Source organism: Paenibacillus sp. NRS-1781, from assembly GCF_050467745.1.
Taxonomy (GTDB): Bacteria; Bacillota; Bacilli; order Paenibacillales; family Paenibacillaceae; genus Paenibacillus; species Paenibacillus terrae_A.
Genome location: NZ_JBITPI010000063.1, coordinates 1 through 20970 on the forward strand (window position 1 = coordinate 1; position 20970 = coordinate 20970).

At 47.0% G+C, this 20970-nt stretch carries 17 protein-coding genes and 1 pseudogene; 16 read left to right on the forward strand and 2 right to left on the reverse strand.

The window, feature by feature from the left end; genetic code table 11:
- The 3 genes and pseudogenes from ACIFO6_RS21265 to ACIFO6_RS21275 form a co-directional block, all read left to right on the forward strand.
- The coding region (locus ACIFO6_RS21265) for a hypothetical protein (RefSeq protein WP_430043633.1) at window positions 1–1078 on the forward strand (1078 nt) is incomplete at its 5' end.
- Window positions 1079–1092: 14 nt separating this feature from the next.
- Window positions 1093–1482 carry a hypothetical protein gene (locus tag ACIFO6_RS21270; protein ID WP_340958640.1) on the forward strand — a complete coding sequence of 130 codons (390 nt, stop codon included), beginning with the start codon at window positions 1093–1095 and terminating at the stop codon, window positions 1480–1482.
- Between the two features lie 127 nt (window positions 1483–1609).
- A pseudogene (locus ACIFO6_RS21275) lies at window positions 1610–1699 on the forward strand (putative holin-like toxin); the annotation flags it as partial.
- Between the two features lie 243 nt (window positions 1700–1942).
- Here the strand turns inward: ACIFO6_RS21275 and ACIFO6_RS21280 are convergent.
- Both ACIFO6_RS21280 and ACIFO6_RS21285 read right to left on the reverse strand, forming a co-directional pair.
- Window positions 1943–2317, reverse strand: coding sequence for a hypothetical protein (locus ACIFO6_RS21280; RefSeq protein WP_430043635.1), 375 nt, complete (start codon window positions 2315–2317; stop codon window positions 1943–1945).
- Entirely contained in the window at window positions 2310–2633 is a 324-nt protein-coding gene (locus ACIFO6_RS21285) for a hypothetical protein (RefSeq protein WP_430043638.1), read from the reverse strand. Before ACIFO6_RS21285 ends, ACIFO6_RS21280 begins: the two co-directional genes overlap by 8 nt.
- A 353-nt stretch (window positions 2634–2986) precedes the next feature.
- Here ACIFO6_RS21285 and leuC point away from each other — a divergent pair, with 353 nt between their 5' ends.
- The 13 genes from leuC to ACIFO6_RS21350 all read left to right on the forward strand — a co-directional run bounded on the left by leuC (window position 2987) and on the right by ACIFO6_RS21350 (window position 20937).
- Window positions 2987–4411, forward strand: coding sequence for a 3-isopropylmalate dehydratase large subunit (gene leuC, locus ACIFO6_RS21290; RefSeq protein WP_430043641.1), 1425 nt, complete (start codon window positions 2987–2989; stop codon window positions 4409–4411).
- Between the two features lie 21 nt (window positions 4412–4432).
- Window positions 4433–5035 (forward strand): 3-isopropylmalate dehydratase small subunit, encoded by a 603-nt coding sequence (leuD, locus tag ACIFO6_RS21295; protein WP_430043642.1) that lies wholly within the window; start codon window positions 4433–4435, stop codon window positions 5033–5035.
- A 227-nt stretch (window positions 5036–5262) separates the two neighbouring features.
- A complete protein-coding gene (locus ACIFO6_RS21300; protein WP_430043645.1) occupies window positions 5263–6840 on the forward strand; it encodes an N-acetylmuramoyl-L-alanine amidase in 1578 nt (525 codons plus the stop codon).
- A gap of 313 nt (window positions 6841–7153) precedes the next feature.
- On the forward strand, window positions 7154–8638 hold the full coding sequence (locus ACIFO6_RS21305) for an N-acetylmuramoyl-L-alanine amidase (protein WP_430043647.1): 1485 nt from the start codon (window positions 7154–7156) through the stop codon (window positions 8636–8638).
- 45 nt (window positions 8639–8683) lie between these two features.
- Window positions 8684–9334 (forward strand): GerMN domain-containing protein, encoded by a 651-nt coding sequence (locus ACIFO6_RS21310; RefSeq protein WP_430043649.1) that lies wholly within the window; start codon window positions 8684–8686, stop codon window positions 9332–9334.
- A 211-nt stretch (window positions 9335–9545) separates the two neighbouring features.
- Window positions 9546–10220, forward strand: coding sequence for an endonuclease III (gene nth / locus ACIFO6_RS21315; protein ID WP_430043651.1), 675 nt, complete (start codon window positions 9546–9548; stop codon window positions 10218–10220).
- A gap of 57 nt (window positions 10221–10277) precedes the next feature.
- Window positions 10278–10550, forward strand: a complete 273-nt coding sequence (locus ACIFO6_RS21320) for a hypothetical protein (protein ID WP_014282011.1) — start codon at window positions 10278–10280, stop codon at window positions 10548–10550.
- 102 nt (window positions 10551–10652) lie between these two features.
- Window positions 10653–11198 (forward strand): glutathione peroxidase, encoded by a 546-nt coding sequence (locus ACIFO6_RS21325; protein WP_430043653.1) that lies wholly within the window; start codon window positions 10653–10655, stop codon window positions 11196–11198.
- 321 nt (window positions 11199–11519) lie between these two features.
- On the forward strand, window positions 11520–15212 hold the full coding sequence (locus tag ACIFO6_RS21330) for a dynamin family protein (protein WP_430043654.1): 3693 nt from the start codon (window positions 11520–11522) through the stop codon (window positions 15210–15212).
- Between the two features lie 346 nt (window positions 15213–15558).
- Window positions 15559–17334, forward strand: a complete 1776-nt coding sequence (locus ACIFO6_RS21335) for an ABC transporter ATP-binding protein (protein WP_430043656.1) — start codon at window positions 15559–15561, stop codon at window positions 17332–17334.
- Window positions 17331–19169 carry an ABC transporter ATP-binding protein gene (locus ACIFO6_RS21340; RefSeq protein ID WP_430043658.1) on the forward strand — a complete coding sequence of 613 codons (1839 nt, stop codon included), beginning with the start codon at window positions 17331–17333 and terminating at the stop codon, window positions 19167–19169. The genes ACIFO6_RS21335 and ACIFO6_RS21340 overlap by 4 nt, the downstream gene beginning before the upstream one ends.
- Before the next feature lie 129 nt (window positions 19170–19298).
- A complete protein-coding gene (gene purT / locus ACIFO6_RS21345) occupies window positions 19299–20483 on the forward strand; it encodes a formate-dependent phosphoribosylglycinamide formyltransferase (protein WP_430043660.1) in 1185 nt (394 codons plus the stop codon).
- Window positions 20476–20937 (forward strand): GNAT family N-acetyltransferase, encoded by a 462-nt coding sequence (locus ACIFO6_RS21350; RefSeq protein WP_430043661.1) that lies wholly within the window; start codon window positions 20476–20478, stop codon window positions 20935–20937. The genes purT and ACIFO6_RS21350 overlap by 8 nt, the downstream gene beginning before the upstream one ends.
- The last annotated feature ends 33 nt before the right edge of the window (window positions 20938–20970 follow it).

Consider the following 20970-nt stretch of genomic DNA (forward strand, 5'->3'; position numbering starts at 1 on the left):
TGGTTATTCAACAGGCGTGAAGAATAATAGTTCCCTAAACCTTTCAGCTAAGTCTCCAAACTTGGCTCATTCGCTACATATTCGAAGCAAAATTCCGCTTCATTCGCTTCCTTCAGTTATAGACAATGCGGATAATTCCAACATGCTGTATACATGGGCAAACACAGAATATAAACCTGATAGTGAGGATTACTATCGCAAATGTAATATCCAAATCGTTAGAAATGAAAACACAATCCGAGATATTACGTTTACACACGCTTATGTAGATAAGTATCAAGAACAGATTGATACCAGCAAAGAGATTCTTGAGTTTGAACTTGTTTTAAAACAAAAAGAAGATCAATTTGGAAAAATTCAGTACAGTCCTCAGGTAGAACCTAAGGAAACAAGAGAACAGGATCAGTCTGATGTCTCGCAAAAAATACTGGAAGGCGCATATAGTAAGAATATGCTAGTGTATGCAGGAAATAATACTTTTCCGTTTGAAAATCCGATGGTAGAACTAGAAAAAACTTGGGTACGAGGCGTAGAGAAGGTAAAGGATTCGACAGACACTGTAATACATTATCCTGATCGTAAAGCATTTACATTAGTAGCTGTTCCTATAGCTCGAAAGAAGTACGGGGACATCACAGCCAATTTACTTAAACATTCACTTGATTACAAACCAGGAAATTTAAACTTTAACGAATGGTCATATGAGGCGCAGCAAGTTAAAAAGTCTAAAGAGCACATCGCAATAGTTAATGATGAAGTCAAAAAAGCTAATGCTAAAAAAGTTAAAAGTTTTTCTTATAATGGATCTGAGCAATTAGAAAGTGATAGAGATTTATATAATGCTTTTCACAAAATGAAGTACAAAATAGATGGAACATATGTAAACGGGCAATGGAAAATTACTACAACGTATTCTGATGTCTATAATTTTGAGTATAATTTTAAGCAAATGTTTACTGGGAACAACAAACTTGGTTGGGCTGCAGCAAACCTAACAAATTTAATGGAATCATGGGGAACACTAAATGAGTATACGTCTTATGTAACAGTAACTGATACAAGAAAAGCTTGGAAGTGAGGTGTGAATTGCAGATGAAGCGTAGATATATCTTTATTTTGATCTTGATCTCTCTACTAGTTATAACTACTACTCTAATTTTCTTGGTGAATTCCGGGGATAATACGAAGTATAAATACCCATCAGGCAAAGATACCGTAGAATATTTTGGTGACGGGACTTTTCAAATTTTGAGAGGGGGGCCGCAAGACCCTTTAATACTTTATAATCATCTTGCTGATCCACTAGAAAAAGCTGTTGATAATATTGTGTCATATAAGATAAAAAAAAATATCGTATATGTGGTTGGTGAAAATGGCTTTATTAAATTGGATTCAAGTACCAACACGTACGAGCAAAAGAAACGGATTAACGACTTTACTTCCAAAGATAGAGAGATATTTAATAAATTAATGGAAAAATAAAAGTAAAGTCTCCAGACCTACCTAGAGCTTTTTTATGGTATAATTTGGATCGTGCGACAAAACGGCTATAAAGGGCGGTCGGCTAATCTCCCGGAAGGGAGATGATGCTTGTGGAGGTTAAGATGCTTTGACATTAATGATGATGTTCGGCACGTTATTAATTACGTTGATCGGATTTATCGTTACGATTGTTATTGCGCTGAACCAAGACAAAAGAAATAGACCGCCCCCACTAAGGATACGGTCTTATTCCTAGATCAACACCTTAAACGCCGACCGCTCTTATATCGGCAAGTCGTGCAGGGGAGCGGTGGTAGCCGTTCCCTTTTTCTATTCTTATGTTACCACACGGAAATTATTCAGGCAATAAAATTGCCTTTGTTGACTATGGTCAAATATTAAAACCCCGGATTGCTCCGGGGCTATTTTACCAATCGCGTTTCCAACTATATTTGGTTACCTACTCTGCTTCTACTTCATCACATAACCTCTGAGCCATTTCTGGATTGCCGTCTTTGATAGCTGCTGCAACTTCTATAAATTTCTCTTTTACGTCTTTATCAAATGATTCAGCAGAACTTTCTACAGCAGACGCAATTGTTTCTTGCATGTCAGAGTCTTCTTTTACATCATCATAAAGTCGCGCTAGTCTTACAGTCGTAGCAATGAACCTTGTTTCATCATCTACGTATACAATATCGTCCTGCGGATCATTAGTAATTTCACTATCAGATGTTTGTGTTTGTTTAGGAGCAGGTTGCTCACCATTGGTTGCACAACCTGAAATCAAAAGGATAAGTATGAATAGAAAAGTAAATGTTGTCTGCCTAAACATCTGACCCCAATTGTTCCGCCTCCTTATTAATGGTCATTGAGGGTGTTTCTTTTTTATGTTCAAAGCGATCCAGAATAAAAAAGAAGCATCCAAGTACAGCGAACACAAGGGAAGCAACCCCATATAGCATACCTCGCATACCCATTATAATGTAATTGTACGCATCACCGCCTACAACATGGCCCATCTTATCCCACGAGTTGTCATGCAACGAAGAGTATTCCGCATTATAATCTCCATAGTGATAAGCAACTACAAAACCAGTTATAAGTAATACACACGAAAGCAAAAAGAAAAAATACGAAGCCTGTTTCATCTTTAAATCTCCTTTAGGTCTTTGTTTCAGCCCGTTTTAATAACTTTTAACAAGAATCCATTAGCGTAGATTTCAAAGCGGTAGATGTTCATGATGCGCTCTCCTTTAGAAGTACCGTATATAGTAACATTTTTTAAAGTTCCAAAGGAGAAAAAGCAAACAAAATGTAGGGGGCGAATTGGGGCCGAAATGTACAATTAACCTCTTAGTCCACCTTATAGCCTTAACCTATCACTTCTATAGATATCATATCTTGGATCAATCAAGCATGTCGTGGTATATTGTTGACATCCAAGAGAAAGCCGTACAGCCTTCTCTATAATTAGGTTCGAAAAACACAGGGGTGAATGTTGATGAGCAATAAGACTATGTTCGAGAAAATTTGGGATAACCATGTCATCTATCAGGAAGAGGGAAAGCCGAGTATTTTGTACATTGACCTTCATCTAGTACATGAGGTGACCTCGCCGCAGGCGTTTGAGGGGCTTCGTCTTAGCGGACGCAAGGTGCGTCGTCCAGAGCTTACGTTTGCGACGATGGATCATAACGTACCGACGCAGGATCGTTACAATATTACGGACCCGATTTCCAAGCAGCAGATTGATACTTTGACTCAAAATTGCCGTGATTTCGGTGTCACACTGTATGATCTGGATACGATTGATCAAGGTGTCGTTCACGTTATGGGACCGGAGCTCGGTCTGACTCACCCGGGTAAAACAATTGTTTGTGGTGACAGCCACACCTCCACACATGGCGCGTTCGGAGCGCTCGCTTTTGGTATCGGAACCAGCGAAGTAGAGCATGTAATGGCAACGCAATGTCTACAGCAAACAAAAGCAAAAACAATGGAAATCCGCTTTGTGGGCCGCCGCAAGCCGGGTGTGACAGCAAAGGATATGATTCTGGGTGTCATCGCCAAATACGGCACGGATTTCGCTACCGGTTATGTTATTGAATATACAGGTGAATCTATCCGCGAATTGAGCATGGAAGAGCGCATGACCGTGTGCAACATGTCTATTGAAGGCGGAGCCAGAGCGGGTATGATTGCGCCGGATGAAACAACCTTTAACTACTTGCGTGGACGTCAACATGTAGCGCAAGGAGCTGCTTTCGAGCAGGCGGTTGCTGAGTGGAAAGATCTTGTTACAGATGAAGGCGCTGAGTTTGATATCGTGCTAGAGTTTGATGTGGATGCTTTGATTCCACAAGTAACCTGGGGGACTAGCCCGGGCATGGGTACAGATATCTCTGCCACAGTACCGATTCCGGCAGAATTGCCAACAGAAAACGAACGTAAAGCTGCTGAAAAAGCGCTTGAATATATGGATTTGAAGCCAGGCACACCGATTACGGATATTGCGATTGATTATGTATTTATTGGCTCTTGTACCAACGGGCGAATTGAAGATTTGCGCGCTGCGGCCGAGGTGGCCAAAGGCTATCAGGTATCCGACAGGGTAACAGCAATTGTCGTACCAGGCTCAGGACGTGTGAAAATTCAGGCCGAGGAAGAAGGACTGGACGTCATTTTCAAGGAAGCAGGATTTGAGTGGCGTGAAGCGGGATGCAGCATGTGTCTTGCGATGAATCCGGACGTACTTCAACCGGGACAGCGCTGTGCGTCGACTTCTAACCGTAACTTTGAAGGTCGACAAGGACGTGGAGGCCGTACTCACCTCGTATCTCCGGCAATGGCAGCCGCTGCGGCGATTCATGGACATTTTTTCGATGTGCGGGACTGGAAGTTCAAGCAGGAAGCAGTAGTCCACTAGGATACGGAGGAGGAATTTACAATGGAAGCATTCACAACTTTAAAAGGGATTGTAGCACCTGTGGATCGGGTGAACGTAGATACAGATGCTATTATACCCAAGCAGTTTTTGAAACGAATCGAGCGCACAGGTTTTGGACAGTTTCTGTTTTACGAGTGGCGTTTTGATGAGGAAGGAAATATAAATCCTGATTTTGAACCGAATAAGCCTCGCTATGCAGGGGCATCTGTTCTGATCTCCCGTGCCAACTTTGGCTGCGGCTCCTCCCGTGAGCATGCGCCGTGGGCAATCATGGACTATGGATTTCGTTGCGTAATTGCACCGTCTTATGCGGATATCTTCTACAATAACTGTTTTAAAAATGCTATTTTACCGATCAAGCTGTCTGAGGAGCAAGTAGAGGATTTGTTTCAACGCACAGCCAAGCATGATAACTACCAATTGAACGTAGACCTGGACGAAAAAACAATTACCGACGATTATGGTCTGCATATTGATTTTGATCTGGATGAGCATCGACGTCAATTTTTGCTGCAAGGTTTGGATGACATTGGCTTGACGCTCCAGCATGAGGCTGAAATTCTGGCTTATGAACAGAAGCGTGCTGCGAAGCAAGGCGCATAATTCCAGCTCAGTATGAGTTTGTAGCGATAAAGTGAACTGGTTTGTTGGACAAAAAGCCCGTACTGGCAATTTTTTTGCCTGCGGGCTTTTGTCATATTCATAAGATAAATTGGTAAATAAGGGGTTGACGGTTCGTCACAGCATGGTATGGTAAATGTATAATTGTTGAAGGACTATGCCTATGTAGTAGAACAAAAAAATACATATATTAAGTTAGGGGAATGAGGATGAAGAAATATAGTTGGTTGATACTGGCGGCTATCTTAATTTGGTTGTGGCCGTCCTCCTCTCATGTGAATGCGGCTGGAGCAGATTTGTTTTTAGATGGAAAAAGGATAGAAGCACCTTCAGATGCCAAGCCTGAAATGGTTAATGGAAAAGTCATGGTTCCGCTTCGAGTGGTTGGTGAACAGCTTGGCTATCAATTTAAATGGGAACCACAAGCCTATAAAATCTCAATCCAAAAAAACAGCACGGATATGTCCATGTATGTAGGCCGTACATCGGCTGATGTGAATGGAAAAATGGTCAATTTGGATGCACCTCCTGTGCTGCGTGGTAACTCCACGATGGTTCCGTTACGTTTTGTCGGGGAGCAAATGGGGCTGAAGGTAGATTGGAATAATAAAAATAAATCCGTGAATCTCAGTCAAAAGGTGACAGACCAGCAGACAGAAAAACAGTCTCCATCCCAAAAAACATCACAAACGCAGACACAGATCACGAGTACACTAAAAACGTCTTCGTCAACAACAACGACTACAAAGCTGACTGGATCAGACAAGCTTACACAGGACGAACTCGCATCATCCAAGCAGCAGGATACAGAACAGCTACAAGTAAATACACTACTGGTACAAAACATTACCTTTCAAGATGAAGCATTACAGATTTCATTGAACAGGGGTGTAACGCCCAAAGTGACCCAAATGACGGGACCTGACCGCATTGTTGTAGATCTGGCAGAAGCGGCGCTGACGTCGGAGCTTTCTCAGCAATTTCCGGTTCGTAGCGATGGATTACGAGTGCTGACGAATATTGACAGTGGGGATGTGCAGGAAGTCAGGTTTGCCCCCGCCGATGGACAAAAGGGCGGCGTCCGTATTGTAATTGTTTTAAACCAGGTACGTGACTACGAGCTTTCAACTAACAGCACAGGTGAAATCACACTCCAATTGCGTGAACGCAGTGTTGATCAGGCTGTGACACCAACCAACAGCGGCGGACGGAAAATAGTCGTCATTGATCCAGGGCATGGTGGCAGAGATCCCGGAGCAGGCAGTATCACTGGAAGACACGAAAAGGAGTTTGCACTGGCTGTAGGGTTAAAGGTCAAGCAGCTCTTGCAAAACGATCCTGATATTCAGGTAGTCATGACCCGCAATGGAGATACGTATCCTACGCTGGATGAACGCCCCCAGCTAGCAAACGAACAGCAGGCGAGCGTGTTTGTTTCGATCCATGGAAACAGTATGCTGCCCTCCAATAAAGGAAAAGCTAATGGTTCTGAAACCTACTATGCACGTCAGGGAAGTCTGGCTCTGGCAACAACGATGCATAAGCATCTTGTGGCAGCAACCGGATTTAAGGATAACGGGATTAAGGTGGCGAATCATATCGTAACGAGAAAGGCTCAAATGCCAGCCGTGTTGCTGGAATGTGGCTACCTTAGCAATCTGTCTGATGAAGCAGCCATGTTCTCGGAAGAAACACAGCAAAGGATTGCGGAAGGGATTGTGGACGGTCTAAAGGAATATATGGGGACTGTGACGGTTAACGACACGAGTGATTCTATCAACTCATAATTTTGAAAATTTTAAATGAGATCGTATCAAACTCACCAAAAAGCTGCTTTTTCTCCCTATCCATGTTTAGGGAGAAAGCAGTTTTTTTTGTAATCCGATCAATGACTTTAGCCGCAAAGCGAATGAACTATATTTTTAGCTATAATTCGACAAAATTAGTTCTTTGGCACGTAAATTTCTGTTATGATGGAATATATTCGCAACTTTTGGTGTGGAATAACGTCTAAAAGGTTGTCTGATATTACATAAGCGCGTATATCAGGTCGCCGCACCGGAGCATGTGGCAAAAAAATTATGAATGGAAGGGTGACGAATGAAGAAATTTGGTTTTTTGTTGTTATTATTTGTCTTCATGTGGGCGGTTCCGGGTTATGGACATGCGGCTTCGAGTGGAACACAAATCTATCTCGACGATCAACAGTTAAGTGTCCCGAACGGTGCTAAGGCACAAGTGATTGGCGGAAGTACAATGGTTCCGCTACGGGTAATTTCTGAAAATTTAGGTTATGACGTGACATGGAAGCAGCAGGCGCGAACCATAACGATTGAGAAGGACAGTACCTTGATCCGAATGATAATCGGAAGCAAGACAGCGACTGTCAATGGAAGCGACATTAGTCTGGATGCTTCGCCTCTGCTGCGTTCCAATTATGCTCTTGTACCGCTTCGCTTTATCGGCGAGCAAATGGGACTGGACGTAAAATGGGACAGTAGCTCCAAGTCCGTAAAATTATATACCCGCAGCAGCGGGTCGGGAAACGGGGAATTTACTCCTCCTAAATCTGGGAATAGCAGCACAGATACTGGAAGTGTAACTTTACCAACGAATAATGCCAGTTCAGGTGTAATGCAGGTACAAGGAATCAGTTTCAGTCAAAACCGCTTAACCATTACGACTATGGGTGAAGTGAAGCCAAAAGCATTTACAATGACTGCCCCTGATCGAGTAGTTGTGGATTTGCCGGCTACGGCTTTTGCTGACAACTTTGGGGCCCAGCAAAAGCTGGACAGCAGCCAGAATGGTTCACTGGATATTCAGGATGAAGCGGATGTATCCGGTATCCGTTATGCTTTATTCCAAAAGGAACCTTCAACGGTTCGTGTTGTTATTGATCTGAAGCATGTCATGAATTATACCGCATACAATGACGGCTCGAATCGCGTTATCGTCGATCTGGCATCGAAGGATTCAGTGAATACAGCACCTGATGCTACCTTACCGGATGGGTCACAGACCTCACCAGTTAACAGCAATGGCAAAAAAGTCGTTGTTATTGATGCCGGTCATGGAGCGAAGGATTCAGGAGCCGTAGGGATTTCTAAAAAAAATTACGAAAAGACCTTCAACTTGGCTATGGCTCTGAAAGTAGAAAGCATTTTGAAGCAGAACCCTAATCTTGAGGTTGTGTTGACACGCAGCGATGATACGTTTTTGGAGCTTAAACAGCGCGTAAAAGTGGCTGAAAATCTCAATGCCAACGTATTCGTGTCCATTCACGCCAACAGTAGCGGCAGCTCGGCTTCCAATGGTACAGAGACGTATTACCAGCGTAGTGCAAGCAAAGCGTTCGCGGACGTCATGCATAAGTACTTTGCACCAGCGACAGGTTTGACAGACCGGGGCATTCGTTATGGCAATTTCCATGTCATTCGGGAAACGACGATGCCTGCTGTTTTGCTTGAGGTAGGATATCTCAGTAATGCGAAAGAGGAAGCTACATTGTTTGATGAAGATTTCCAAAACCGGGTAGCTCAAGGGATTGCAGATGGCATCACAGAGTATCTTGGTGTAAAATAAATCTTCAACAAATCGCTTGCCAACGTCAAGCAAGGAGGGGGACATATGAACAAGAAAATCGTAATCGCAGGTCTGCTGGCACTGTTTGCTATTGCAGGTGCAGGCTGCGCTTCCAAGGAGACAGCCGCTCCTGCTGCTCCATCTCAGGAAACGGAAACGTCTGCGGCGCAAAATAGCACACCAGAACAAACGACCCCTGATTCATCGACTCAGTCTGTTGAAAATAACGGAGCGAGTCAAACACCTGCATCCTCGTCAACCGAGCCTACAAACACCAAGACGGATACGGTAAAATCAGGAGACCGCCAAACTCAACAGATCACGGTGTACTACACTGATACACAAGAGACAGGCTTGAAGGAACAGAAAAAGGAAATTACCTACCCAAGCGAGCTGGAAAAATTCCAAAAGGCGTTTGAAGCTCTGCAAAAGAGTGGGAATTCTACCCTGATACCGTTATGGTCTGAGAAAATTTCCGTGCATAAAATCAAATTGGACAATGGAGCATTGACGTTTGATATTTCCCTGCCGGACGAGGCTCGTCTGGGTGCAGGTGGTGAGGACTTGGCTATTGACGCTTTGAAGAAAACGATGTTCCAGTTCAAGGAAGTCAAAACGCTGGATCTGCTCGTAGATGGTCAATCCCTGGAATCCTTAATGGGACATGTAGACCTGGAACATCCGATGAACCGTTAACAGATCAGACTGTATGAAAATTTCTTGGGAATTACACACTTTTCTCGTGCAATCTGTGACAGTTAATGTTAATATAGGAGTGTATTTCTCGCCTATGCAGGCAGTCATGCACAAATAGTATTCGTTTCTTTCCGGATGATTATTTAGAGTGACCGTCTTGATGCGGGCTATCCCGTATCAAGACGTTTTTTTTGGTAGGAGGTAGGATTCCGTGAATGCAGCAACCGCACGTTATATATTGGACACCATCGGTACGATGTTTCCGGATGCCCATTGTGAGTTGAACCATGACAATGCTTTTGAATTAACGATTGCTGTGTTATTGTCCGCTCAATGCTCCGATCAGATGGTGAATAAAGTAACGGCAGACCTGTTTCAAAAATACAAGACACCCGAGGATTATTTGGCTGTTCCCATTGAAGAACTGGAGCAGGATATCCGCAGAATAGGCTTGTACCGGAACAAGGCTAAGCATATTCATAACCTGTGCCGTTTATTGATAGACCAGTATGGGGGAGAAATACCGTCTGAGCATGATGAGTTGGTCAAGCTTCCCGGTGTTGGGCGCAAGACGGCTAATGTCGTTGTGTCCACCGCTTTTAATGTACCAGCTATTGCGGTAGATACGCATGTAGAGCGTGTTTCCAAACGACTGGGCTTTGCGGGATGGGACGATTCAGTGCTAGAGGTGGAGAAAAAGCTGATGAAAAGGGTACCTAGGGACGAATGGTCCTTGACCCATCACAGGCTCATTTTTTTCGGCCGCTACCACTGCAAAGCGCAAAATCCTCAATGTCAGGTATGTCCGTTGCTCGATGTATGCAGGGAAGGCAAGAAACGTATGAAAACGTCCCCGATCAGGAAAGATAAGGAACGTAGAGCTTAAAGACCCCGTAGAAATTTCGAGGGTTTAACCATTTATGTGTAGAAAAGGATGAAGAGTATGAAATGCATTTCGGTATATACAGACAATTTTGAGGCTTTTTCCGATATTTTTGAGCAAATCGTAACATCGGAGTTTGCTGAAAACGAAGAGCGCGAGCTTGAAGGAATCACAGTTAGCCATTCTGGTGATGTACCGGAGCATTATCTGGAGCGTATGTCTCAAAAGCCGGAAGTAGTCGTAATGAAGGACAAATCCCGCGGAATTACGATTTTGCAACATGGTCAAGTATTCGAAATTTTGTTGCCAGTGCTTGAGACGGCAACAAATTAAGTTCAATTAGCGGACATGCTTGCATGTCCGCCGTAGGCGGCTCGGCTGGTCTAACCAGCCTGGGAACGCATGGTGTATAACTTACAGAGGAGTTATTCTTAAATGAGCATTTATGATTATTCAGCCGTTGCAATGAACGGCAAGGAAATCTCCCTTAGTGATTTTAAAGATAAAATGGTGTTAATTGTAAATACAGCCAGCCAGTGCGGTTTTACATTTCAATATCAGGATTTGCAGCGTTTGTACGATCACTATAAGGATAGAGGTTTAGTGATTCTCGGCTTTCCGTGTAATCAGTTTGCCGATCAGGAGCCGGATTCCAATGACAGCGTGCATACTTTTTGTACCCTGAATTATGGCGTAACGTTCCCCATGTTCCAAAAAGTGGATGTACGTGATAAGCAGGCTCATCCGTTGTTTACATATCTTGCTTCATCGTTGCCCTTTGAGGGCTTTGATGAAACGCATTCGGTTGCCAAAATACTTATTCCTTTAATTCATGAGCGTCATCCTGAATACTTAGCTGGAGATTCGATCAAATGGAATTTTACAAAATTCCTGATTGATCGGAACGGGAAAGTGGTCAAACGCTTTGAGGCGACGACGGATCCCCTGGATATGGAAGAGGATATTGAAGCTTTGCTGTAAAGATCAGTTTTGGACAGAATGAGATGAACTTGTTGGTACTATTGATAAAAAGGCGGTTTCCCAAAGTCATGTACATGACTTTGGGAAACCGCCTTTTTTTAACATCTTTTTTAATTCAGGATTTTGCAAAATTAGAATCCAGTCGCTCCAAGGTGCAACATATAGATGAATAAAATCATTTCGATCTATATATTGCTGGTTACACGTCGCTTTGTGGATTTTTTGCGAAATCCTCAACTGTGATGATTCTCACAGCGCCTAAGGAATGCTACAATAAAGCTATTTGAGGCAGCTAAGGGACAAGGAGTGGAACTATAGCTTATGATGCAAACGATTACAGGGAATGCTCGGGAAGAAATGAATACGATAGAACAGTTACGGAATTTTTTGCGCACAGCCGGGGATGAGGAAGGAGCGAAAGCCGTAGCAGACTTGCTGGCTAAGGCGGAAGCAGAGGAATTGACCATTGCATTTTGCGGGCATTTTTCCGCTGGGAAATCGAGCTTGATCAACAGTCTGTGCGGCAAAACGGTGCTGCCATCCGGGCCGGTTCCTACGAGTGCTAATGTGGTGTCCATCCGTTACGGACATTCGAGAGCACGAATTCACCTGGCTAAAACATTTGAAAACCCGGAGCCGGAGGTACTGGAAACCTCTCTGTCCGAGCTGGCTGAATATTGTAAAAATGGCGGAGCTTACGAATCGGTTCAGGTATGGGAGGATGTCCCGATGTTAGCTGGTGGAGGGGTACTGCTGGATACACCTGGTGTCGATTCTACAGACCGCGGCCATGCGCTGGCGACACATTCTGCTTTGCACTGGGCGGATATTGTTTTTTATGTGATGGATTATAACCATGTTCAATCGGAAAATAACTTGTCCTTTGCCAAAAGTCTGTCGGATTGGGGCAAGCCGTTATATTTGATTATTAACCAAATAGATAAGCATCGAGAGCGAGAGCTTTCATTTACACGTTATCGTAGTGAGGTGGAGGCCAGCTTTCATGCTTGGCAGGTTCATTACGCGGATATACTGTTCACCTCCTTGAAAGAGCAAAACCATCCTTTGAACCAATGGGAAGAGCTGTCGTTGCTGATCAAAGCACTGTTGGAGCGAAAAACAGAGCTATTGTCGTACAGTTTGGTTTCCTCCATGCGCCATTTGGCGGATCAACATGTGGAGGTTGTGCAGGCTGCCGAGGAAGAGGAACTGAATACGTTGCTGGAAGAGGCAGGCGGGGAGGAAGTCATTTCGCGTCTGGATATGGAGCTGGAAGTTTTGCAGCAAGAGGATGAACACTGGAATATACTACCAGAGCAGGGGCATAAACGACTGCGGCAAGAACTGGATCATGTACTGGAGCATGCCCATTTGACACCTGCAGAGCTGCGTGAGGCGGCGGGCGAATATTTGGAGAGCCGCAAGCCGGGCTTCAAGGCCGGGCTATGGTTTGCCGGAGGAAAGACGGAGCGGGAGAAGGAAAACCGTTTAGAACGACTGACTGGTATGCTGGCTGATCAGGTGGAGGGGCAGTTGCTTCCTCATGTGCGAGAGCTGCTGCGTTCCTGGGGGGATGGGCATAATTTGTGGTCGGCTGCGTTGGAACAGGGGCTGGACGAAATTCGTCCTGTGACGGATCGGGGACTGATTGAGCAGACGGTGAAGGAAACAGCGTTGTCGCCGGAGTATACGCTGAACTATTGCAAGGATCTGCGCAGCGCCGTCACGGCAGATTGCCGCCGCAAGGCGCTGGCGCTGGCAGACCGCCTGCTGGCGCAGCTAGCTGCGCAGGCCGAAGCACGCCGCGCGGCGCTTGCGTCCGCGCGCACCGAGCTGCTGGCGCAGGCGGACGCGGCAGGCCGTTATCGCGCCCGCCTAAGCGCCTCGGCTGCATACGCGACCGCGCTGCGCAGCCTGCTTCCGCAAGCAGCCGCGCCTGACGCGTTGCCTCAGGCGGCGGCGCCAGCGCCTGCGGCGGAAACCACCGCTGCGGCTTCGGCCACGCCAGCGGGCGCTGCGCGTACTGCCGCCGCTGGCGCACACGCCGCCGCTGGCGCACACGCCGCAGCGGCGCAGCCGCTTGCAGGCACGACGGCAGCACAGCCCGCCGCCGGAGGCCGCCGCACGCGGCTGGATGCAGCAGCGTCCCGGTTGGAGGCCGCTGCTGCATTGTTGAGCCCGTACCCTGCCATGCAAGCGGCAGTACGGGATTTACGCGCCCGCGCCGCTGCGCTGGAGGGCGGGCGGTTCACGCTGGCGCTGTTCGGAGCATTCAGCGCCGGGAAGTCCAGCTTCGCCAACGCTTTGCTGGGCGAAGCGGTGTTGCCTGTATCGCCGCATCCGACGACAGCGGCGATTAACCGGATTATGGCGCCCGCAAGCCAGGAGCGCCATGCCACCGCCGACGTCCATATGAAATCAGTGGACGCTTTGCGGGAAGACCTTAAATACTCGTTTCGGCTGTTAGGGCTGGGAGAACCGGGTGCAGAGGGATGGCAGGATACCGTACATGCGTTGTCCCCGGAAGGCATTCACCCTGCCGGGCGGCCCCATTACAGCTTTTTGAAGGCTGCCGCCGCTGGATGGGAAGAAGCTGAACGTTTGCTAGGCCAGCAGCTTCAAGTGAATCTGGAGCAATACCGGGATTTTGTTGCATCCGAGCATAAGTCATGCTTTGTGGAGCATATTGATCTTTATTATGACTGCCCTCTGACCCGTCAGGGGATCGTGCTTGTGGATACGCCTGGAGCGGATTCAGTCAATGCGCGTCACACAGGTGTGACCTTCAATTATATGAAGCATGCGGACGCTCTTGTATTTGTCACGTACTATAATCACGCGTTTACCCAAGGAGACCGTCAATTTTTGAACCAATTGGGCCGGGTGAAAGAGACGTTGGCAATGGATCAGACCTTTTTTATCGTCAATGCAGCAGACCTCGCTTCGTCCGAAGAAGAGCTGCAATCCGTAACCCGGCATGTGCAGGAGCAACTGCAAGCGAACGGGATTCGTAAGCCGCGTATTTATCCGCTGTCTAGTATGCTGGCGCTGGAAGCAGCCGAGCAAGGAGAGGCTTCGCTGCGTGCCGCTTCACGTTTTGATGCGTTTGAAGATGATTTTTCAGCATTTGCAGCCGAAGAACTGGCCGGACTGTCCATCGCTTCCGCCATGCAGGAGCTGGGTCGGCTGCGAAGCAGGATAGTGCAGCACGCCGCAGATGCCAGATATAGCGTGGAGGAACGCGAAGGACGGTTGGAGCGATTAACCCATATCCGTGAGGAACTGGAGCAAACATTATTGAGCTTGTCTGATAGCAGTGGTGCAGCTGTGTTGTCTGGGGAAACCGATGAACTGCTGTTTCACGTACGTCAACGGCTGGCTTATCGGACTGGAGAGTTTATCGCGGAGGCGTTTCATCCGTCTGTCCTGCGGGAAGGTGTGGGCGATCTTCGTTCAGCCTTTGCTTCCTGTGGTCGTGAACTGATGCGCCTGATCGAACTGGAACTGTCACAGGAATTGCTGGCAACCACGCTGAGGCTGGAAAAAACGGGGCAAAGCTTGGTACGCAAGGCTATACAGCGGTGTGTAGAGGACATAAACCATCAGCTGGAAGGACTGGATTGCACGGTTCCAGAACCCAGAGAATGGGCTGTTCCCGAATGGAGTGATATTTCCCTGCAGGAGTCCATCCATTGGAAAGAATATTGGGGCAGCTTTAAAAATCCTAAGCTATTTTTTGAAGGATCCGGCCGTGCAGGTCTGCAAGCCACACTGGAGCCGGTGCTGCGTGAGCGAGTCGGGGAAGCTGTAGAGCAACAGCGAGAACGAATGTCCTCTTTTTACATTATGCTGGTACAGGAGGAACAAACGTGGCAGACGACTCAGCTTCGGGAGCAGATGCTGGAGACAATTCGCGGTATGGAGCATGCACTTACGGGTGGTGAGCAGCCACAGGTTTGGGAAGAGCTTGCCAGTCGGATCGCCGCCTTGGAGCAGGAAGAATCGCTAACGTAATTCTTTTCGCACATTGCCAAAGTTCATTTTTCAGATGGCCTAATCAGCCGCCTAATAGCATTCCATTCATAGCTTGCGGGCTACCGCCGCTTCATGGACAAGCTATCTTTCATCAGGACACCGGGTTGCGGGACAACCCGGTGTTTTACGCATGCTTCAAAAAGACAGCAATACCGAGTAATTAGCCATATTCAATGATAAGAAAGCGATTTAATTTGTCTAATCACCCGCCAATTGCGAACCTGCCTGAAAACGGTCAGTTATCCTCTTTGCCCCCTTGGAATGCGAATGGTAAACTTCACTAAGCCATATAACAACGTCGTGCAACTAATGGAGGGACATTGACATGGAAGTGCTCAGGCAATTGCAGGGCTTTTTTCGTGAGAGGAGACATTATCTATTTCTTTCCATTCTATGCCTTGCGATAGCGACGGCCCTGGGACTGGTGTATCCAAACCTGCTCCAAAGGCTAATTGATAACGCTATCATTCCCGGTGACTTCGGGAAAGTCCCCGCGCTGGCTCTAACTGTGCTGGGAGTCGTGATCGTCAAAGGCTTTATGCAATTTTTACACGGTTTTTTTGGTGGACGGCTGGGTAACTATCTGGCATACCGACTCCGCAATGCTTGTTATGAAAAGCTTCAATTTTTGTCCTTCAGATATTATGACACTGCCAAAACAGGGGATCTCATGTCCCGTTTGACGGGTGATTTGGAGGCGATTCGCAACTTTATCGGGTTTGGTTTTGCCCAAATCCTCAATGTGGTACTGATGGTCGTATTCGGATCAATAATGATGCTGTATATCAACTGGCAGCTCACCCTCATTACGATGATCAGCATGCCCTTGCTGCTCTTCGTCACGTTTAAGTTCGAATCCCGAATTCACCCCACCTTTCAGGAAATGCGGCTTGCGCTCAGCGCCTTGACGACAGCGGTGCAGGAAAATATAACAGGTGTGCGCACCGTCAAATCATTTGCCCGCGAATCATATGAGGTTGAAAAATTTTCAGTGCGAAATGAGCAATACAAAAATAATCAAATTCAAGCTGCTTCCCTGTGGAGCCGTTTCTTCCCCGCCATGGAACTGATTGCTTCGGTCAGTGTCGTTCTTCTACTGGGCATGGGGGGCTATCTGGTCATTGAAAAGTCGCTGACTCTGGGTCAGCTTGTCGCCTTTTTTAGCTTAATTTGGTACATTATCGGCCCCATCTGGAACATTGGCTTCCATATCAATAACTATACCCAGTCCAAAGCTTCCGGTGAACGGGTCTTGGAGCTACTGAATCAATCGGTGGATGTTACCGATGAAGCTGATGCTCTGTCGCTCGATGCTAATGAGGTAGAGGGCCATGTCACCTTTGAGCATGTCACTTTTGCTTACGGGAATAAGCTGCCCGCTGTCGTTGACATCAACCTGGATGCGCCCCCGGGATCAGTCATCGGTATTTTGGGCGGAACCGGATCAGGTAAATCCACCATTATTCAGCTGCTTATGCGAGCTTACAATGTGAACGCAGGCAGCATCAAGCTGGATGGGACGGATATACGCCATTTGAAAATCCGTGATTTACGTGCTCAAATTTCTTCCGTGTTCCAGGAGACGTTCCTGTTCTCATCTTCCATCCGTAACAACATTGCTTATGGATTAAGCCATGTCAGTAAGGATGACATTATACGCGTATCCAAGCTGGCCCAAGCGCATGAATTTATTACCGAGCTGCCATTGGGTTATGACACAGTTGTCGGTGAACGGGGACTGGGGCTGTCTGGTGGGCAAAAGCAACGGATTGCCATCGCGCGCGCACTACTTAAAAATCCGAAAATTCTGGTGCTTGATGATGCGACCAGCGCGGTCGATATGGAGACGGAGCATGAAATCCAGACCGGTTTTCAAGAGGTTATGCGGGGACGGACGACCTTTATTATTGCTCATCGTATTTCTTCACTTCGCCATGCTGATGAAATTGTAGTGCTGGAGGAAGGGCGGATAGCCCAGCGAGGAACGCATGAACAGCTCATTGCCACTCCAGGTCCGTATCAGGATGTGTATCATATTCAATACGCCGACTACATAGCCCAGACTCCTGACGGTGCATCCGAAAGGCAGGTGAGATCATGAATGTACCCGCTGAAAAAGCCAAAACGATTCAAAAACCAATGAATGAGCGATTTGTGTACCAGGATGATGATATCATCGACAAACCGTTTAACTGGAACGAATTCAAACGGTTGCTCGCATACATGAAGCCTTACGCCCGGCAGATCCTGCCGATACTACTGGTCATGATGATTCTTGGTACCATCACCAAGCTGACTGTACCCTATTTGATCAGTCTGGCCATTGACAAGGCGATTGCTCCCGTAGGGCCTGCACTGCCGAGTGTAAAATTGCTGCTGCTTATAACGGGAGCAGTGCTGTTGCTATATTTAATTCAATGGGCAGCCAGTACGTACCGCATTAAATTCACCAATATTATCGGTCAACGTGTCATTTACGATCTGCGTGAGGATCTGTTCAAGCATATTCAGAAGCTTTCTTTCAACTTTTTTGATAAAAGACCGGCTGGATCTGTCTTGGTACGCGTTACGAATGACATCAACTCGCTTCAGGATCTATTTACGAATGGTGCGGTGAATGTCCTGATTGACTGTGTACAGCTCACTGGAATCATCGTCATTTTGCTGCTGATTAACTGGAAGCTTGGTCTGGCGGTCATCGTGACTGTTCCGATCATGTTTTTAATCTCTACCAAGCTGCGTGTGCGCATCCGCCGTGCCTGGCAGGAAGTACGCATGAAGAATTCCCGTATCAACTCTCATCTGAATGAATCCATTCAGGGTATCCGTGTGACACAGGCGTACACGCAGGAGCAGGAAAACATGGCTTATTTCGATAACATGAACAGCTCCAGCAAGCGATCTTGGGATAAAGCATCTGCCATGAATCAGATATTCGGCCCGCTCATTGATATTACCGGAGGCTTGGGTACGCTTGTGCTGTTCTGGTTCGGAGCGCATCTGATTCAGACGGATCAGCTTACGGTAGGTCTGCTGGTTGCGTTTGCCAACTATGTGGGGAACTTTTGGGACCCGATTAATCGACTGGGCCAGATGTACAACCAGTTGCTGGTAGCGATGGCTTCGTCGGAAAGAATTTTTGAGTTTATGGATGAACAGCCGAATATTGCGAATAAGCCGGGAGCCCAAGACCTGCCGTCTATTCGTGGCGATATCCATTTTGAAGAAGTTATTTTTGAATATGAAAAGGGGCGTCAGGCGCTTAAAGGCATTCATCTCTCTGTCGAGGCGGGTCAATCCATTGCGCTTGTCGGGCATACCGGATCTGGTAAAAGCACAATCATTAACCTGCTCAGCCGGTTTTATGACATTACATCAGGGCGACTTACGATTGACGGTCATGATGTGCGTGACGTAACGGTGGAGAGCTTGCGTAGCCAAATTAGCATCGTACTTCAGGATACATTTATTTTTTCAGGTACGATCCGCGATAATATTCGATTCGGTCGACTGGATGCAACGGATGAGGAAATTGAAGCGGCTGCGAAGGCAGTCAATGCTCATGAATTCATCGTTCATTTGCCGGGCGGCTATGAAACAGAGGTAGAGGAGCGGGGCGGGATGCTGTCCATGGGCCAGCGGCAGCTGCTATCCTTTGCCCGCGCTTTACTGGCTAATCCACGTATTCTCATATTGGATGAAGCCACAGCCAGTATAGATACGGAAACAGAGCTGAAAATTCAGGAGGCTCTTCAGGTGCTGCTGGAAGGCAGAACCTCCTTCATGGTTGCTCATCGTTTGTCCACCATTCGGAATGCGGATCATATCGTCGTGCTGGATCACGGGCAGATCCAAGAAAGTGGGAATCATGAACAATTGATGAAAAAACATGGAATTTATCGGGGGCTGGTGGAAGCACAATTTAGATTTTTGTAAAAAAAAGATCAAAAAATCGCGATTTTTGTAAATTTAAATGCGGAGCGCTATTGCATTCTTGGAGCTAAACCCTGAAAATAAAGATGAAAAGAGATCAGAGCAATATCTTCAGAGGGGGAAGAGTTCAAGATGTGGGGTGCTCCTTTTTCTGCCGGGGCTAAAAAGATGCTGCTTCTGGGTAGCGGCGAATTGGGAAAAGAAGTCATTATTGAAGCTCAGCGGCTTGGCGTGGAATGTATTGCTGTAGACCGCTATGAACTGGCTCCAGCAATGCAGGTGGCTCATCGTTCTTATGGTTTGGATATGCAGGATGCTGAGGCATTGAAGGCACTGATTCGCAAGGAAAAGCCCGACATAATTGTACCTGAAATCGAAGCTATTGCTACGGGTGCTTTGGAAGAATTGGAGCAAGAGGGATTTCACGTAGTTCCAACGGCCCGGGCCGCTCGTCTTACGATGGACCGGGAGGGTATTCGCAGGCTTGCTGCCGAGAAGCTGCTGCTTCCGACCGCCTCCTACCGCTTTGCAGATGATTTTGAGCAGTTGCGGTCAGCGGTTCATGAGCTGGGCACGCCATGCGTGGTCAAGCCCTTGATGAGTTCGTCGGGTAAAGGGCAGTCTGTATGCCGGACACCCGAAGACGCGGAATCCTGCTGGAATACAGCGTTGGAAGGCGCACGTGCCAAAACAACACGTGTCATTGTTGAAGCTTTTGTTCCGTTTGAAAGTGAAATTACGTTATTGACTGTCAGATCGGTATCGGGTACGACTTTTTGCCCACCGATTGGCCACATTCAAAAGGATGGGGATTATGTCGAATCTTGGCAGCCTCATGGCATGACGGACAAGCAACTTTCGGACGCGGAGGACATTGCCCGTACGATTACGGATGAACTGGGTGGTTACGGATTGTTTGGCGTGGAGCTGTTTTTAACGGCTGATGGCGTCGTATTCAGTGAAGTATCCCCCCGTCCGCATGATACGGGAATGGTAACAATGATTACGCAGGATTTGTCGGAATTTGCGCTTCATGTACGGGCCATTCTCGGATTCCCGATACCGTCTGTTACACTGCTAACCCCTGGGGCTTCGGCTACCTTGAAGGCAGAACAAGCTACACGGGATTTTGTAATCGGTGGTCTGCATGATGCATTATTGCTACCCCGGACACAGGTGCGAGTGTTCGGTAAGCCAGAAACCAAGCCGGGACGCCGGATGGCTGTAGCGCTTAGCGCTGCGGGAGATGTGGAAACAGCACGGAAGACGGCCAAAGAAGCTGCCAATATGCTGAAAGTGGAGGTAAATCATGTCTAACAGTGTGATGATTCCAGTACTGACAATTCGTTCCGTAGAGCTTGGCGATTGCGAAGCCGTAACAGGACTGCTAAGAGAAGTCGGATATCCGATGACTTGTGGTGTGATGAAAGAAGTTATGGGAACTACGCAGGAGGACTGCCAAGCCAATATGATGGTCGCAGAAATGGATGGTCGTGTTGTCGGCGTAATCGGCATGCATACGGCTCAAAGCCTGGCTTATCCTGATCCTGCCGTACAAATCACCATGCTGGTCGTGAGCAAGGAGTATCGCGGCGAGGGCATCGGCAAGCGCTTGGTGGCCTGCGGTGAGGAGTGGGGACGTGCACAAGGAAGCTTTCATTTGTTCATTACCGGAGCAAATAACCGCATCAAACAAATAGAGGCCCAGGCATTCTACAACCGAATCGGCTTTGAAAAGCAAGGCTATCGTTTTAGCAAAAAGCTTAAATAACAGCCCTGTACAAGCCCGGATTATATTCAGAGC